This is a genomic window from Streptomyces sp. YS415 (assembly GCF_023544665.1).
Classification (GTDB): domain Bacteria; phylum Actinomycetota; class Actinomycetes; order Streptomycetales; family Streptomycetaceae; genus Streptomyces.
The window spans coordinates 92,319-106,846 of record NZ_JAMJFL010000027.1 but is presented as its reverse complement, the minus strand read 5'-3'; the positions used below and the strand labels follow the sequence as shown (position 1 = coordinate 106,846).

Here is a 14,528-nt window from a genome sequence, read left to right as displayed (position 1 = left end):
GCACCGCGGGCGCCCTGCGCGGCCAGGCCCAGGCACTCGCCCGGCACCTCGAACGCCGCCCGGACCTGCGCCTGGACGACGTGGCGCACTCCCTGCGCACCGACCGGCCCGCACTGCGCCACCGCCTCACCGTCACCGCGGCCTCCCGCGACGAGGCCCTCGACGCGCTGCGCTCCGCGGCCCCCGCCACCCCGCCGCTCTGCGACGACCCGGCCCGCGTGGCGTTCCTGCTGCCGGGCGGCGGCACCCAGTACCCGGGCATGGGCGCGGAGCTGTACCGCGACCACACCGTCTACCGCGAGACCGTCGACGAGTGCGCCCGCATCCTGCGGCCCGTCCTCGGCGCCGACGTGCGCACCGCCCTCTTCGAGGAGCGGCGGCCCGACGACACCGCCGCGTTCCTCGGGCTCGTGGTCACCGAGTACGCCATGGCCCGCACACTCATCGAGTCGGGCGTCCGCCCCGACGCGCTGATCGGCCACTCGCTCGGCGAGTACACGGCCGCCTGCCTGGCCGGGGTCATCGACCTGGCGGACATGCTGCCCCTGGTCACCGAACGCATCCGCCTCATCAGCACGGCCGGCGGCGCCACCGTCGGCGTCGCCGCCCCGGCCGAGGAGATCCGCCCGCTGCTCGACGACGGCCTGTCCCTGGCCGCCGTCAACGCACCCGGCGCCTGCACCGTCGCCGGACACCTCGACGCCGTCGAACGCTTCGAGGCCGAACTGACCCGCCGCAACGTCCCGTTCCGCCGCCTGCGCATCCCCGCCGCCGCCCACTCCCACGTCCTGGACCCGCTCCTGCCCGCCTACGAGACCCACCTGCGCCAGGTCACCCTGCGCCCGCCGCGCATCCCCTACGTCACCAACGTCACCGGCACCTGGGTCACCGACGCCCAGGCCACTTCCGTACGCCACTGGCTCGACCACACCCGCCACACCGTGCGGTTCGCCGACGGCATCGCCGCCTTGTGGGACCGCCTGCACCCCGTCCTCGTGGAGATCGGGCCGGGCGACACCCTGACCAGGCTCGCCACCGGCCGGCTCGCCGACGCGGCACCGGTGACGGTGACCACCATGCGGCACGCCAAGGCCGAGGCGTCCGACGGTTTCGTGCTCGCCGAGGCTCTGGGACGGCTGTGGAGCGTCGGCGTGGACAGCGCCCTGCCCGCGGTGCCGGGCACGCCCCGGCGGGCCCCGCTGCCCCCCTATGCCTTCGAACGCCGGCGCCACTGGATCGACGCCCCCGGCACCCGCACCACCCCGGACGACACTGCGGCCGCGCAAGAGAACGCCCTCGGCCTCGCCCCGCGACCCCGGCTGGCTACGGAGCACGTACCGCCCCGCACCGAACGCGAACGGGAGGTCACCCGGCTGTGGGAGGACACCCTCGGCATCGACGGCATCGGCCTGCACGACAACTTCTTCGACCTCGGCGGCGACTCGATGCGCGCCGTGCTGCTCGCGGGCCGGCTGCGCCAGGCGGGCGTCGACATCCCGGCGGCGGCCCTGCTGGCCGCGCCCACCGTGGCCGGAGTCCTCGCCGCCGCCGACGAGCAGGACGGGCAGGCGCAGCGGACCGCACCCACCGCGCTCGGACCGCTGCTGCCGCTGCGCGCCGAGGGCACCGCCACGCCCCTGTTCTGCGTCCACCCCGGCGCCGGCGTCTCCTGGCGCTACACCGGTCTGCTGCCCCACCTCGGCGGCGACCAGCCCGTCTACGGCATCCAGGCGGCCGGCCTCGACGGCACCCGGCCGCCCGCGCCGGACGCCGCCGCCATGGTCGCCCACTACCTCGACCTGGTGCGCCAGGTGCAGCCGCACGGTCCGTACCGGCTGCTGGGCTGGTCCTACGGCGGATTCGTCGCCCACGCCATGGCCTGCGCCCTCCAGCGCGACGGCGAGCGCGTCGAACTCCTCGCCCTGCTCGACGCCCCCCAGCCGCACGGCACCGCCCACGACCCCGACGCGGCCGAACGCCAGGTGGCGGCCCTGCTGTCGCGGGTGGCCGGTCTCCCCGTCGACGCGGAGGCAGCCGTGGAGAGCGTCCTGGAGCGGATCGACGCCCGCGTCCTCGCCGATCCGGCGAGCGTGCCCGTCACCCGCGCCGAGGCCGCCGCCATCGCCGCCGTCATGCGCAACAACTTGCGCATCGCGCCCCAGTTCGCCCCCGGCGTCTACCGCGGTGACGTGCTGTTCTTCAGCGCCGCCGAGGAGCAGCCCACCGACTTCCCGGCGGACCTGGCGGTGCTGCCCGGCAAGGCCGACAGCTGGCGGCCCTACGTCGACGGCACCCTCCACGACCACCACGTGCCCTGCGGCCACTACGAGATGACCGAACCCGAACCGATCGCCCGCATCGGTGAGGCGGTCGCCAAGGCCCTGCGCGGCCCCGGTGACCGGTCCGCCACACCTTCCCCGTGAACCCGTGCTGAGTGCTGAGGAGAGCCAGCGTGAGAGCGACCCAGGACCTCTACGAACTCGGGGACGCGCCCGAGATCGGCACCGTCCCGACGAAGATGTACGCCTCGCTCATCCGCCGTGAGCGCTACGGAGAACCCGTCGACGCCTTCCGTACCGAGGTGGTCGACGTCCCGCCCGTGGGCCGCGGCCAGGTCCTGGTGAAGGTGATGGCCGCCGGCATCAACTACAACAACGTCTGGGCGGCGCTGGGCGAGCCGCTCGACGTGATCGCCGCCCGGCAGAAGGCGGGCGCCACCGAGGACTTCCACATCGGCGGCTCCGACCTGTCCGGGATCGTGTGGGCGGTCGGCGAGGACGTCCGCGGGGTGAAGCTCGGCGACGAGGTGGTCGTCCTCGCCAACCGCTGGGACGAGAGGGCCGAGGACATCCGCCTCGGCGGCGACCCCACCTGGTCCACCAGCCAGCGGGTGTGGGGCTACGAGGAGAACTACGGGTCCTTCGCCCAGTTCGCCGTCGTCGACGACTACATGCTCCACCCCAAGCCCGTCCGGCTGTCCTGGGCGCAGGCCGCCTGCTACATGGCGACCGCCGCCACCGCCTACCGCCAGCTGTTCGGCTGGCCCCCGCACACCGTGCGCCCCGGCGACCCGGTGCTGATCTGGGGCGGCGCGGGCGGCCTCGGCTGCATCGCCATCCAGCTCGTGCGGCACGTCGGCGGCATCCCCGTCGCGGTCGTCTCCAGCGAGGAGCGCGGCGAGTTCTGCCTCAAGCTGGGCGCCGAGGGCTGGATCGACCGGCGCCGGTTCGACCACTGGGGGCGGCTGCCGGACACCGCCGACGACAAGGCGATGGGCCGCTGGCTGTCGGGGGCCCGCGCCTTCGGACGGGCCTTCTGGGACGTGATCGGCGAGCGCCGCAGCCCGCGCATCGTGCTGGAGCACTCCGGCGCCGACACCATCCCCACGTCCCTGTACCTGTGTGACAACGGCGGCATGGTCGTCCTGTGCGGCGGCACCACCGGCTACAACGGCGACGTCGACCTGCGCTTCATGTGGATGCGGCAGAAGCGCTTGCAGGGCTCGCACGTCGCCACCGCCCGCGAGGCACGGGAGATCACCCGGCTGATCGACCAGGGTGTCATCGACCCGTGTTTGTCCCGGACCTTCGATTTCGAGGAGATCGGCCTCGCCCACCAGCTCATCCACGACAACCGCCACCCGGCGGGGAACATGGCCGCCCGCGTGGGCGACCGGGGGTGATTCGCCCCGGTTCAGAGGGGTACCTGCGGCGGGGTACGACGCACACGCCAACCCCGCCGGAGGTACTTCCCATGGGCAAGCTGGGCGACATGATGAACAAGGCCAAGCAGATGGCCAAGGGCCACCCCGACCAGGCCGACAAGGGTGTCTCGGGCGCCGAGCGCATGGTCGACGAGCGGACCGGCAACAAGTACGACGCCAGGACCGACAAGGCCGCCGACGCGGCACGGCGCTCCTACCGGGACGGCGGCGGCACGCAGCGCTGACCCGGTAGCGGGGTTTCCTCGCCCCCGGCGCACCGGAGGCGAGGAAACCCCGCTCAGCCGTGGGCGTCGGCCCGGCCGGCGACGTAGCTGAACACGCCCGCCCCGATGCGCACCACCCGCACCCGCACCGCGTGTGCGGGTGCCGCGCGCAGGCAGACGCGCAGGCCGTCCCCGTCGGGTCGGGCCCGCAGGCCGCGCAGGCTTCCCACCGGTCCGGCCGGGTGCTCGCCGTCCGGCCCGACGAGGGCCTTCCAGGCGGCCTCCTTCGCGGAGAAGAGATCCGTCACCGACCAGGCCTGCGCGCCCGTACCGAGCAGCGCCTCCTCGTCCGCGTGCAGCACCAGGCGGGCCGCGTCGCGGGGGAGGGGACGCAGTTCCAGGTCGCAGCCGAGCGGCAGGTCCCGGCCCGGGGCGCGGGCCACTGCGACGGCGATGCCGGCACTGTGCGAGATCGACGCCGCCCGGCCCGGCGGGAACACCGGAAGCCGCCCCGACCTGGGGATCTCCCCGCACTCCAGTCCTACCGCGCGCAGCGCCCGCCGGGCGGCCCGGCGTCCGGCCAGGAACTCCAGCCGGCGCTTCGGCGGCATCGACGTCGTTGCGGCCGCCTCGGAGGGTCCGGCCGGTTCCGGCCCCGGCTCGCAGACGGCCGCGACGCCCAGCCCGAGCCCGGCGGCGGCCAGCAGCGGACGCAGCGCCGTCACCTCACGGCCCGCCGCCCCCGCGTACTCGTCATCCGCGGCCCGGACCGGCCGTCGTCCCGCCGTCCGCCCTGGGGCATTGCCTGGCGCCTGCCCGGCCTCACCGCCCGCCCCGCCCAAGGACTCCCGACCGTTCCGGGCCGGGCAGGACGTCTCCGTCCCGGCCGGCCCGGTCAGCGCGGGGCGTGCGGTCATCGGCGCCCGCTGCACGCGTCACACCCGCAGGAGCTTCTTGACGATCTTCCCGGCGGGATTGCGCGGCACCTGCTCGATGAACTCCACCCGCCGCGGGCGCTTGTACGGGGCGAGCAGCCCCGCGACATGCGCGAGCAGCGCCGCCGCGCCCGCCTCAGCGCCCGGTTCCAGGGCGACGTACGCGAGCGGCACCTCGCCGTAGTCCTCGTCGGGCATCCCGACGACCGCCGCGTCCCGGACCGCCGGATGGGTCATCAGGGCGCGCTCGATCTCCGAGGGGTACACGTTCTGGCCCGCGCGGATGATGACGTCCTTCGTGCGGTCCACCAGGCTGATGCGGCCCGCGTCGTCGACGAAGCCGAGGTCACCCGTCCTGATCCACCCGTCGAGGGTGATCTCTGCGGTGGCCTCCGGGTCGTTCCAGTAGCCCTGCATGACGCCCGGCCCGCGCACCACGATCTCGCCGATCTCGCCGCGCGGCACCTGGCGGCCGCCCTCGTCCACCGCGCGGGCGGACATGCCCGGCACGACCCGGCCGCAGGGGATCCGCGCGGTGACCTCCCCGGGGGCGGGGTGCTCCTCGGGACCGAGCGTGACGAACGGGCCGCCCACCTCGGTCATGCCGTACACCTGCCGGAAGCCGCAGTCGAGCCGCCCGACCGCGTCGGCGTAGACGTCGAGCGGCATGGGGGCGGCGCCGTACAGGATCTCCCGCAGGGAGGACAGGTCGGTCCGGTGGGAGCCCTTGGCCTGGAGCATGAAGCGCAGCATCTGCGGCACCAGCCACATGTGCGTGGCCCGGTGCCGCTCCACCGCGGCCAGCGCCCGCTGCGGAGTGAAGCCGGGCATCAGCACGACCGTGGCACCGGCCGCCAGGTAGGTCAGGGACACGACCATGCTGCCGTGGTACAGCGGGCAGCAGTTGACCATGACGATGCCGTCGGTGGGGCGGGCCATCACCAGCCAGCCGAGGGCGATCGCCCGGAACGACCCGCTGTCGACGGTCACCCCCTTGGCCTGCCCGGTGGTCGCCGAGGTGTGCAGGACGGCGATCGGGTCGGTGTCGGCGACCCGCGGCAGCTCCCGCGCCCCGGCCAGGGTGCCAAGCGCCGCGAAGGCGGGCTTGTCCAGTGCCAGCCGGATCCGCACCGACGCGGGCAGCTCGGGGTGCCGGTCCAGCAGTTCCGTCTCCCCGATGACGGCCACCGCGCCGACGCGTTCCACGATCCCAGCGACCTCGGGCTCGGCCAGGCTGTGGTTCAGCGGCACGAACAGCGCGCCGAGCCGGGCCAGCGCGAAGTAGCTCTCCAGGACCTCGATCCGGTCCTTGGCGAGCACGGCGACCCGGTCACCCCGCTCGATGCCCAGCTGGGCCAACCCGTACGCCAGTTGCAGCGTGCGGTCGTGGAACTGGGCCCAGGTGACGCTGCGTTCCTCGTCGACCAGCGCGGTCCGGTCGGGCCAGCACTGGCGGTTGCGTTCCAGCAGCTGCGTCAGCCACATCACGCACCGCCGCTCGCGCCGGCGACCGTGCGCTCGGCCACGAAACGTTCGTAGTCGGCGATGGTGCGCAGCTCCTGCACGTCCTCGGCGGTGATCTCCACGCCGAGGCGCCGCTCCACGAGCAGCACGAGACGCACCAGATCCCCGGAGTCGATGCCGGTGTCGACCAGGTTGACGTCGTCACCGACCTGGTCGGCGTACTCGGCCGTACCGGTGAGTTCGACCAGCAACTGCCTGATGGTGCTCATGGTTTCCCCTTCCGCCTCGGCGTGCCGGCCGCCGCGCGATGTACGACTGTCACCCCCTGAAGAGGCGCCGGGCCCGGGCCGCACTCCCCGGACCGGCCCGTGAGCTTTGTCACGCGCCCGAACCGGGCGCCGCGGGGATAGCCGGGCCGCGCCCGGGGCCTCTTACCGCTACGAAGCCACCCGCTCCGCCCGGCCCCGCCCGGGCGGTCCCGAACCGAAGGAGTGATGCGCGTGCCCAGGCAGCCGGTACGGGCCCGCACCCCCGGACGGTGCCCGCGCTACGGCACCGCCGCGGCGCTCACCGGACGCCCGGGCGGTGCCCGGTGACCGCGCCGGCCACCGCCCCCGCCGTGGCCGAGGGCGACCTGCTCGCGCACTTCGACGCGCTCGTCGCCGCCGGCGAGACGATCGAACCGCGCGACTGGATGCCCGACGGATACCGCCGCATGCTGGTCCGCCAGATCGCCCAGCACGCCCACTCCGAGATCATCGGCATGCAGCCGGAGGGCGCCTGGCTCACCCGCGCCCCGTCCCTGCACCGCAAGTCGGTCCTCATCGCCAAGGTCCAGGACGAGGCCGGTCACGGCCTGTACCTGTACTCCGCCGCCGAGACGCTCGGCGTGGACCGCGCCGACCTGCTGGACGCCCTGCACCGCGGGCAGCAGCGCGCCTCCGCCACCTTCAACCACCCCGCGCTCACGTGGGCGGACACCGGGGCCATCGCGTGGCTGACGGACGGCGCCGCCGTCATCAACCAGGCACCCCTGTGCCGCACCTCCTACGGGCCGTACGCCCGGGCGATGCGCCGCGTCTGCCAGGAGGAGGCGTTCCATGTGCGGCAGGGCTACGACCTGATGCGCGCCCTGTGCGAGGGGACGCCGGAGCAGAAGGAGATGGCGCAGGACGCGGTCGACCGCTGGTGGCTGCCGGCCGTGGCGCTGATGTTCGGGCCGCCCGACACCGAGGCGGGCGGCGCCGACGCGTCGAGTGCCGCGCTGGGCGCCGCGGTCTCCCGCCGCGCGAGGGACTGGGGAATCAAGCGCCACACCAACGACGAGTTGCGCCAGCGCTTCGTCGACTCCTGCGTCCCGCAGGCCGAACGCCTCGGCCTGACGCTGCCCGACCCGGCGATCCGCTGGAACGAGGAGCGCGGCCACTACGACTTCACCCCGATCGACTGGGACACCTACCGCGAGGCACTGGGCGACGACACCCACTGGGCGCGGCAGCGCATCGCGCACCGCCGGGCCGCGCACGAGGACGGCGCCTGGGTCCGCGAGGCCGCCGCCGCGTACGCCGCCGTCGAAGACGCGCGGGCAGGAGAGGACGGATGAGCGGGATGCGGGAGGGCGCACCGGCGTCCTGGGAGGTCTTCGTGCGGGCCCGCCGGGGCCTGGCCCACCAGCACGTGGGCTCGGTGCGCGCGGCCGGACCGGACGCGGCACTGGCCGCGGCCCGCGACCTGTACACGCGCCGGGGCGACCCGCTGTCGGTGTGGGTGGTCCGCTCCGACGCCGTCCACACGGCCTCCCCGGACGAACGCGACCCGTACTTCGCGGGCGCCCGCCACAAGCCCTACCGCTACCCCGAGCACTTCGCGCCGCTGACCGAGAAAGGCCCCGAAGGTGAGCATCACGAGTGACGCCCCGGCGGCGCGCCCGGACCCCCGGCCGAACGGACCGTCCACCGCACCCGACCTGGCCCGGCACCTGCTGCGCCTCGGCGACGACGCGCTCGTCCTCGGCCAGCGGCTGTGCCAGTGGATCACCCGCGCGCCGACCATCGACGAGGACCTCGCCCTGTCCAACATCGCCCTCGACCTGATCGGCCACGCCCGCGCCCTGCTCACCCGCGCCGGACGGCTCGACGGCACCGGCCGCACCGAGGACGACCTCGCCTACGGCCGCCCGGACCGTGAGTTCACCAACGCCCTGCTGACCGAACTCCCCAACGGCGACTTCGCGATGACCGTGGCCCGGCAGCTCGCCTACACGCACTACGCCGTCCTGTACTACGAGGCCCTCGCGCACTGCGCCGACCCCGACCTCGCCGCGTTCGGCGCCCGCGCCGCCAAGGAGGTCGCCTACCACCGGCTGCACGCCGACCGCTGGACGGTGACGCTGGGGCGCGGCACCGAGGTGAGCGCCCGCCGTATGCGGGACGGCCTGGAACGGGTGTGGCCGTACACCGCCGAACTCTTCGAGGAGGACGAGGTGCTGCGCCGCCTGGCCGCCTCCGGCACGGTGCCCTCCCCGGCATCGCTGCGCGAGACGTGGCTCGGGCAGGTCACCGAGGTCGTCACCGGGGCCGGGCTCACCGTGCCCCGGCCCGCCTGGTCGGCCACGGGAGGCCGCTCGGGGCTGCACACCGAGGAGTTCGGGCCGCTCATCGCCGAACTGCAGTCAGTGCGGCGGCAGTTCCCCGGAGGCACCTGGTGAGCGCGACCGTACCGGACACCCACCGCCGCTCCGCCCAGGAGGTGCGCGAACGGGTGGCGGCGCTCCCGGACCCGGAACTGCCGGTGATCGGCCTCGGCGATCTCGGCGTGGTGGGCTGCGTCGCCCCGGCCGCCGACGGCGTACTGGAGGTGGAGATCACCCCCACCTACCTGGGCTGCCCCGCACTGGGCGAGATCACCGCCGCCGTACGGGAGGTCCTGACCGCCTGCGGCCACCCCGACGGCCGGGTCCGGCACGTCCTCGCGCCGCCCTGGACGACGGACCGCATCACCCCCGAGGGCCGGCGCCGACTCGCCGCGCACGGCATCGCCCCGCCCGCCACCCCGGCCCCCGGCGGCCCCGGCCCGGTCCTCGTCGGTCTCGGCGAGGTGCCCTGCCCGCACTGCGGCTCACGGGCCACCCGGCCGCACAGCCCCTTCGGGCCCTCCCGCTGCCAGTCGGTGCTGTGGTGCACGGCCTGCCGCGAGCCCTTCCCCCACCTGACCGCGCTGTAAGGCACCCACCGTGAACACCGCCGCCCCCGCCCCGCCCGCCGCCTCACCCCGCACCCGCTGGCACCGGCTCCGCGTCACCGACGTCCGCCACCCGACCGCCGACACGGTGGCCGTCACCTTCGACGTGCCCACCGCCCTGCGCGAGGTCTACGCCCACCACCCCGGCCGGCACGTCATCGTCCGGCACCGCCACGGCGACGGCGAATTGCGCCGCAGCTACTCGCTCTGCCCGCCCCCGCACGCCCCCGGCGCCCTCCGCCTGGTGATCAAACAGGGCGCCCCCGACGGCTTCGGAACCCACGCCGCCACCCGCCTCGCACCCGGCGACCACCTCGAACTCTCCCCGCCCACCGGCGCCTTCGCCCTGCCGGAGCTGCCCGACGCCCACCACGTCCTTCTCGCGGGCGGCACCGGCATCACCCCGCTGGCCCCGATGGCCGCCCACGCGCTGCGCCGGGACCCGGCCTGCCGCGTCACCCTCGTCCACTCGGTCCGTACCGCCGCCGACGCCCTGCTGGCCGACGAACTGGCCGAGGTGAAGGACGAGTTCGTCGACCGGTGCACCGTCCTGCACGTACTGACCCGCGAGGACCGGGGGAGCGGGGGCGCCCTACTGGCTGGACGGCTCGACGCGGCCGGGCTGCGCCGCCTGCTGGCGGCCGTGGACGCCTGCCCCGGCCCGGACACCGCCTACGCCCTGTGCGGACCGCCCGGCCTCGTCGACACCGCGCGGCGGGTCCTGGCCGAAGAGGGCGCCGATCCGGCGCTCGTGCGCTGGGAGTTGTTCACGGCCGGGGGAGAGGCACAGCGGCCACCGGAACCGGCCACACCCGCACCCGCGGCGGGACAGGTCCGGGTCACCGCCCTGCTCGACGGCCGCCGCCGTGTGGCCACCGTCCAGCCGCACGACCCGGTCCTCCTCGACGCCCTGCTGCGCGCCCACCCCGACGTGCCGTACGCCTGCCGCGAGGGGGTGTGCGGCAGTTGCCGCGCCAAGGTCCGGTCCGGGCAGGTGACGGCCGACGGCCAGCCCGCCCTGGACGAACGGGACCACGCCGCCGGCTACACCCTCGTCTGCCGCGCCCGGCCGCTCACCCCCGAGATCACCCTCGACTTCGACACCTGACCCGTACGCCCCTGAAGCCAAGGAGACCCACGATGACCGCCACCGCCCGCCACGAGGGAAAGACCGCCCTGGTCACCGGAGGCAGCCGGGGCATCGGCAGAGCCATCAGCCGCCGCCTCGCCCGCGAGGGCGCCCTGGTGGCCGTCCACTACGGCCACGACGGGACGGCCGCCGAGCGGACCGTCAAGGAGATCGAGGCCGACGGCGGACGCGCCTTCCCCGTGCACGCCGAGCTCGGCGTCCCCGGCGACGCCGACACCCTCTGGTCCGCCTTCGACGCGGCCCTGGCGGAGCAGGACGCCCCGGCGGGCCTGGACATCCTCGTCAACAACGCGGGCATCACCGTCCCCCGCCCCCTCGCCCAGGTGACCGAGGCCGACTACGACCGCGTCTTCGCGATCAACACCAAGGCGCCGTTCTTCATCATCCAGCGCGGCCTGGACCGCCTGCGCGACGGCGGCCGGATCGTCAACATCTCCTCCGTCGCGACCCGCGTCGCCTTCCCGGCGATCGTCTCGTACACCATGACCAAGGCCGCCCTCGACTACCTCACCCTCTCCCTGGCCCAGGAACTGGGACCCCGGGGCATCACCGTCAACGCCGTCGCACCCGGCTACACCGAGACGGAGATCAACCCCACCCTCGCCGTCCCGGAGATCCGCCGCCGCTACTCCGAGGCCTCCACGTTCGGCCGGCTCGGCGACCCGGTGGACATCGCCGACGTCGTCTCCTTCGTCGCGAGCGACGACGCCCGCTGGGTGACCGGCCAGTGGATCGACGCCTCCGGCGGCGCCCACCTCGGTGTGTGACCCGGCCGCCTTCTAGGAGATGCGATGAACGACCGCACGTCAGCCCTCGACGAGCCGGTGACGGACGACGCCCTGACCCGGCCCTTCGCGGGCGCCAGCCCCTACGACACATACGTCCACGCGTCCGTCCTCAACTCCCTCCAGCACCCCCTCACCGAGGCCCCGGACGAGATGGGCTTCCTCGTCACCACCCAGGTGATGGAACTGTGGTTCACCCTGATCGTGCACGAGTGGCGCACGGCACGGGTGGCCTTCGCCAAGGACGACCTGCACGCGGCCATGGACGCCCTCACGCGCAGCCGCCGCGCGCTCACCGCTCTGGCCGGCGCCTGGGCGCCCATCGCCGCCCTGACGCCCGCCCAGTTCAACGGTTTCAGGGCCGCCTTCGGCCGGGCGTCGGGGTTCCAGTCGGCGATGTACCGGCACGTGGAGTTCCTCCTCGGCGACAAGTCCGCCCGGCTGCTGCGCGCCCACCGCGGCGACCCGGCCGTCCACGAGGCCCTCGCCGAGACCTACCGCGAACCGTCCCTGTACGACGAGGTACTGGCCTACCTCCACCGGCAGGGCCTGCCCGTCCCGCGCCACGTCCGCGAACGCGACATGACCAGCCCGTACACCAGTGACCCCGGGGTGACCCAGGCGTGGCGGCAGATCTACGCCGGGCCACAGCACCACCCCCACCTCGCGCTGGGCGAACTGCTCACCGACATCGCCGAACTCGTCACCCGCTGGCGCCACGACCACGTCCTGGTGGTGCGCCGCGCCATGGGAGCCAAACCCGGCAGCGCGGGCTCCGCCGGGCTCGCCTGGCTGGAGCAGCGGGCCACCCGCCCGGTCTTCCCCGAACTGTGGGAGGTGCGCGGTGACATCTAGGACCATCTCCGCCTTCGCCGCCGCAGAGGAGCAGCGGGTCCTGAGCCTGAAGCCGGTCCTGGCAGAGGTACACGGCCGCTACGGCGACCACCCCCACCAGTCCTACGACGCCTGGCCGTCCGACGACCCCGACGCCCCGCTGGTGATCCTGCTGCACGGCGGCTACTGGCGCTACGACCGCATGCACCTCACCCCGTTCGCGGCCTGGCTGTCCCAGCAGGGCTTCGAGGTACTGCTTCCCGGCTTCCGCCGCTCCGGCGGCGCGGGCGGCTACCCCGAGACCTTCGACGACGTGACCCGCATCCTGGACACGCTGCCCCAGGGGCGGCCCCACGTCCTGGCGGGCCACTGCTCCGGCGGCCACCTGGCACTGTGGTGCGCCGCCCGGGGACTGCTGCCGCCCAGCTCCCGCTGGCACACCCGTACCTTGCCGACGAGCGTCCTCGCCCTCGCGCCGATCACCGACCTCACCGCCACCCGCCGCGACCGCCTCAGCAACGACGCCGCCCTCCAACTCCTCGGCGGCGAGGAGCGCTTCGCGGAGCGGCTGCCCGAGGTCGACCCCCTCACCCTGCTGCGCGACACCGGCACCACCGGCGTCCCCACCGTGCTGCTGCACGGCGCCGCCGACGAGGAGGTCCCCCTCACCCAGTTCGGCGACTACGCGGCCGTGCACCGGGACCTCAGGACGGTCGTCCTGCCCGGCACCGGCCACTACACCCTCATCGAACCGGAAGCGCCCGGCGCCCGCGCGGTCGCCGACACCCTCCGCGACATGGCCGCCGCCTTCCCCCCGAAGGACTCCGGCCGCGCGGGCCAGGAGGCCGCACACCGATGACCACCGCCCTGTCCGCCCCCGCCGACCTGCGCGAGCGCGCCGCACGGCTCGACACCGACGACCCCCTGGCCCCCCTCCGCGCCCGCTTCCTCCTCCCGCCGGACGTCGTCTACCTCGACGGCAACTCCCTCGGCCCGCTGCCCGCCGCCGTCCCCGCAGCCCTGGACGACGTCGTGCAACACCAATGGGCCACCGGCCTCATCGGCTCCTGGAACGCGAACGGCTGGTGGGAAGCCCCCCTGCGGGTCGGGAACACCATCGGCGCGCTCATCGGGGCCGCGCCCGGCCAGACGGTCGCGGGCGACTCCACCAGCGTGCAGCTGTTCACCGCGCTCGACGCCGCCGCCGCGCTCCGCCCGGACCGCCCGCTGCTGGTCACCGACCCCGGGCACTTCCCCACCGACCGCTACCTCGCCGACGCGGTCGCCCGCCGCCGGGAGTTGGAGGTACGGCGGGTCAAGCCCGCGGACCTCCCGCGCTTCCTCGCCGCCGAGGGCCACCGGGTCGCCGTCGTCAGCTACTCGCCCGTCGACTTCCGCACCGGGGAGCTGTACGACATGCGGGCACTGACCGGCGCCGCCCACGACGCCGGCGCCCTCACGCTGTGGGACCTGTGCCACGCAGCCGGCGCCCTGCCCCTCGACGTCGACGCGATCGGCGTGGACCTGGCCGTCGGCTGCGGCTACAAGTTCCTTTCCGGCGGCCCCGGCGCCCCCGCCTTCCTGTACGTGGCGCGCCGCCACCACGCCGTCCTGGAGACGCCGCTGCCCGGCTGGACCGGCCACGCCGACCCGTTCGGCCTGGCGCAGGAGTACACGCCCGCCCCCGGCATCGCCCGTGCCCGCATCGGCACCCCGCCGGTGCTGTCGCTGCTCGCCCTCGAAGCGGCCCTCACCGCCTTCGACGGCGTCGACCTGGCCGATGTCCGCGCCAAGAGCCTCTCGCTGACGGGATTCCTCCTCGACTGCGCGGACACCCTCCTCACCCCCCTCGGCTTCACCTCCGTCACCCCGGCCGACCCCGCCCGCCGCGGCAGCCAGGTCACCCTGCGCCACCCGCACGCCCACGGCCTGGCCGTCGCTCTCGCCGAACGGGGCGTGATCGCCGACATGCGCGCACCCGACCTGCTGCGCTTCGGCGTCAACGCCCTCTTCACCACCCACGGTGACCTCCTCACAGCCGCGCTGCGCCTGCGCGACCTCACCCGGGACGCCGCCTACGACCCGGCGCCGCCGACCACGGGACCGGTGACCTGAGGGGACCGGGCAGCGGCCGGCGCACGCCATCTCCCAGCAGTCAAGGCACTGCAGAGGAGCTACCGGAACTATTCGCAG

15 protein-coding genes are annotated in these 14,528 nt (G+C 74.6%); 12 read left to right on the top strand and 3 right to left on the bottom strand.

The features are described 5' to 3' along the window. The 3 genes from M8H82_RS28310 to M8H82_RS28300 all read left to right on the top strand — a co-directional run. On the top strand, positions 1 to 2,423 hold a 2,423-nt coding region (locus tag M8H82_RS28310; protein ID WP_250077899.1), incomplete at its 5' end, for an alpha/beta fold hydrolase. 29 nt (positions 2,424 to 2,452) lie between these two features. Further along, positions 2,453 to 3,682 carry a crotonyl-CoA carboxylase/reductase gene (gene ccrA / locus M8H82_RS28305; RefSeq protein ID WP_250077898.1) on the top strand — a complete coding sequence of 410 codons (1,230 nt, stop codon included), beginning with the start codon at positions 2,453 to 2,455 and terminating at the stop codon, positions 3,680 to 3,682. Positions 3,683 to 3,753: 71 nt separating this feature from the next. Continuing rightward, positions 3,754 to 3,948, top strand: coding sequence for an antitoxin (locus tag M8H82_RS28300; protein WP_250077897.1), 195 nt, complete (start codon positions 3,754 to 3,756; stop codon positions 3,946 to 3,948). Positions 3,949 to 4,001: 53 nt separating this feature from the next. Here M8H82_RS28300 and M8H82_RS28295 read toward each other — a convergent pair whose 3' ends face one another. Genes M8H82_RS28295 through M8H82_RS28285 form a run of 3 tightly spaced genes read right to left on the bottom strand, consistent with a single transcriptional unit; the run spans position 4,002 to position 6,595 of the window. Next, a complete protein-coding gene (locus M8H82_RS28295; RefSeq protein WP_250077896.1) occupies positions 4,002 to 4,844 on the bottom strand; it encodes a 4'-phosphopantetheinyl transferase superfamily protein in 843 nt (280 codons plus the stop codon). Positions 4,845 to 4,862: 18 nt separating this feature from the next. Further along, on the bottom strand, positions 4,863 to 6,347 hold the full coding sequence (locus M8H82_RS28290) for a class I adenylate-forming enzyme family protein (protein ID WP_250077895.1): 1,485 nt from the start codon (positions 6,345 to 6,347) through the stop codon (positions 4,863 to 4,865). Next, the gene (locus tag M8H82_RS28285; RefSeq protein WP_250077894.1) at positions 6,347 to 6,595 is read right to left on the bottom strand and encodes an acyl carrier protein; all 249 of its coding nucleotides are present in this window, start codon (positions 6,593 to 6,595) and stop codon (positions 6,347 to 6,349) included. Before M8H82_RS28285 ends, M8H82_RS28290 begins: the two co-directional genes overlap by 1 nt. Before the next feature lie 323 nt (positions 6,596 to 6,918). Between M8H82_RS28285 and paaA the strand changes: the two genes are divergently transcribed. Genes paaA through M8H82_RS28240 form a run of 9 tightly spaced genes read left to right on the top strand, consistent with a single transcriptional unit; the run spans position 6,919 to position 14,450 of the window. Further along, the gene (gene paaA / locus M8H82_RS28280; protein WP_250077893.1) at positions 6,919 to 7,929 is read left to right on the top strand and encodes a 1,2-phenylacetyl-CoA epoxidase subunit PaaA; all 1,011 of its coding nucleotides are present in this window, start codon (positions 6,919 to 6,921) and stop codon (positions 7,927 to 7,929) included. Then, positions 7,926 to 8,237 (top strand): 1,2-phenylacetyl-CoA epoxidase subunit PaaB, encoded by a 312-nt coding sequence (gene paaB, locus M8H82_RS28275; protein ID WP_250077892.1) that lies wholly within the window; start codon positions 7,926 to 7,928, stop codon positions 8,235 to 8,237. Before paaA ends, paaB begins: the two co-directional genes overlap by 4 nt. Further along, on the top strand, positions 8,227 to 9,033 hold the full coding sequence (gene paaC / locus M8H82_RS28270) for a 1,2-phenylacetyl-CoA epoxidase subunit PaaC (RefSeq protein WP_374211704.1): 807 nt from the start codon (positions 8,227 to 8,229) through the stop codon (positions 9,031 to 9,033). The genes paaB and paaC overlap by 11 nt, the downstream gene beginning before the upstream one ends. Beyond that, complete coding sequence (gene paaD, locus M8H82_RS28265) at positions 9,030 to 9,548, top strand: 1,2-phenylacetyl-CoA epoxidase subunit PaaD (RefSeq protein ID WP_250077890.1); 519 nt, start codon at positions 9,030 to 9,032, stop codon at positions 9,546 to 9,548. The genes paaC and paaD overlap by 4 nt, the downstream gene beginning before the upstream one ends. Positions 9,549 to 9,558: 10 nt before the next feature. After that, on the top strand, positions 9,559 to 10,674 hold the full coding sequence (locus M8H82_RS36660) for a ferredoxin--NADP reductase (RefSeq protein ID WP_250077889.1): 1,116 nt from the start codon (positions 9,559 to 9,561) through the stop codon (positions 10,672 to 10,674). A 32-nt stretch (positions 10,675 to 10,706) separates the two neighbouring features. Continuing rightward, positions 10,707 to 11,483: an SDR family oxidoreductase gene (locus M8H82_RS28255; protein ID WP_250077888.1), complete on the top strand. Its 777-nt coding sequence runs from the start codon at positions 10,707 to 10,709 to the stop codon at positions 11,481 to 11,483. A gap of 24 nt (positions 11,484 to 11,507) precedes the next feature. Further along, entirely contained in the window at positions 11,508 to 12,356 is an 849-nt protein-coding gene (locus M8H82_RS28250) for a tryptophan 2,3-dioxygenase (protein WP_250077887.1), read from the top strand. Continuing rightward, positions 12,346 to 13,194, top strand: a complete 849-nt coding sequence (locus M8H82_RS28245) for an alpha/beta fold hydrolase (protein WP_250077886.1) — start codon at positions 12,346 to 12,348, stop codon at positions 13,192 to 13,194. Before M8H82_RS28250 ends, M8H82_RS28245 begins: the two co-directional genes overlap by 11 nt. After that, positions 13,191 to 14,450, top strand: coding sequence for a kynureninase (locus M8H82_RS28240; protein ID WP_250077885.1), 1,260 nt, complete (start codon positions 13,191 to 13,193; stop codon positions 14,448 to 14,450). The genes M8H82_RS28245 and M8H82_RS28240 overlap by 4 nt, the downstream gene beginning before the upstream one ends. Positions 14,451 to 14,528: the final 78 nt, after the last annotated feature.

Coding starts and splice junctions, on each gene's coding strand:
- M8H82_RS28255 (WP_250077888.1), top strand. CDS start 10,707: ATGACCGCCACCGCCCGCCACGAGGGAAAGACCGCCCTGGTCACCGGA.
- M8H82_RS28240 (WP_250077885.1), top strand. CDS start 13,191: ATGACCACCGCCCTGTCCGCCCCCGCCGACCTGCGCGAGCGCGCCGCA.
- M8H82_RS28290 (WP_250077895.1), bottom strand. CDS start 6,347: ATGTGGCTGACGCAGCTGCTGGAACGCAACCGCCAGTGCTGGCCCGAC.
- M8H82_RS28250 (WP_250077887.1), top strand. CDS start 11,508: ATGAACGACCGCACGTCAGCCCTCGACGAGCCGGTGACGGACGACGCC.
- M8H82_RS28285 (WP_250077894.1), bottom strand. CDS start 6,595: ATGAGCACCATCAGGCAGTTGCTGGTCGAACTCACCGGTACGGCCGAG.
- M8H82_RS28295 (WP_250077896.1), bottom strand. CDS start 4,844: ATGACCGCACGCCCCGCGCTGACCGGGCCGGCCGGGACGGAGACGTCC.
- M8H82_RS28300 (WP_250077897.1), top strand. CDS start 3,754: ATGGGCAAGCTGGGCGACATGATGAACAAGGCCAAGCAGATGGCCAAG.
- paaB (WP_250077892.1), top strand. CDS start 7,926: ATGAGCGGGATGCGGGAGGGCGCACCGGCGTCCTGGGAGGTCTTCGTG.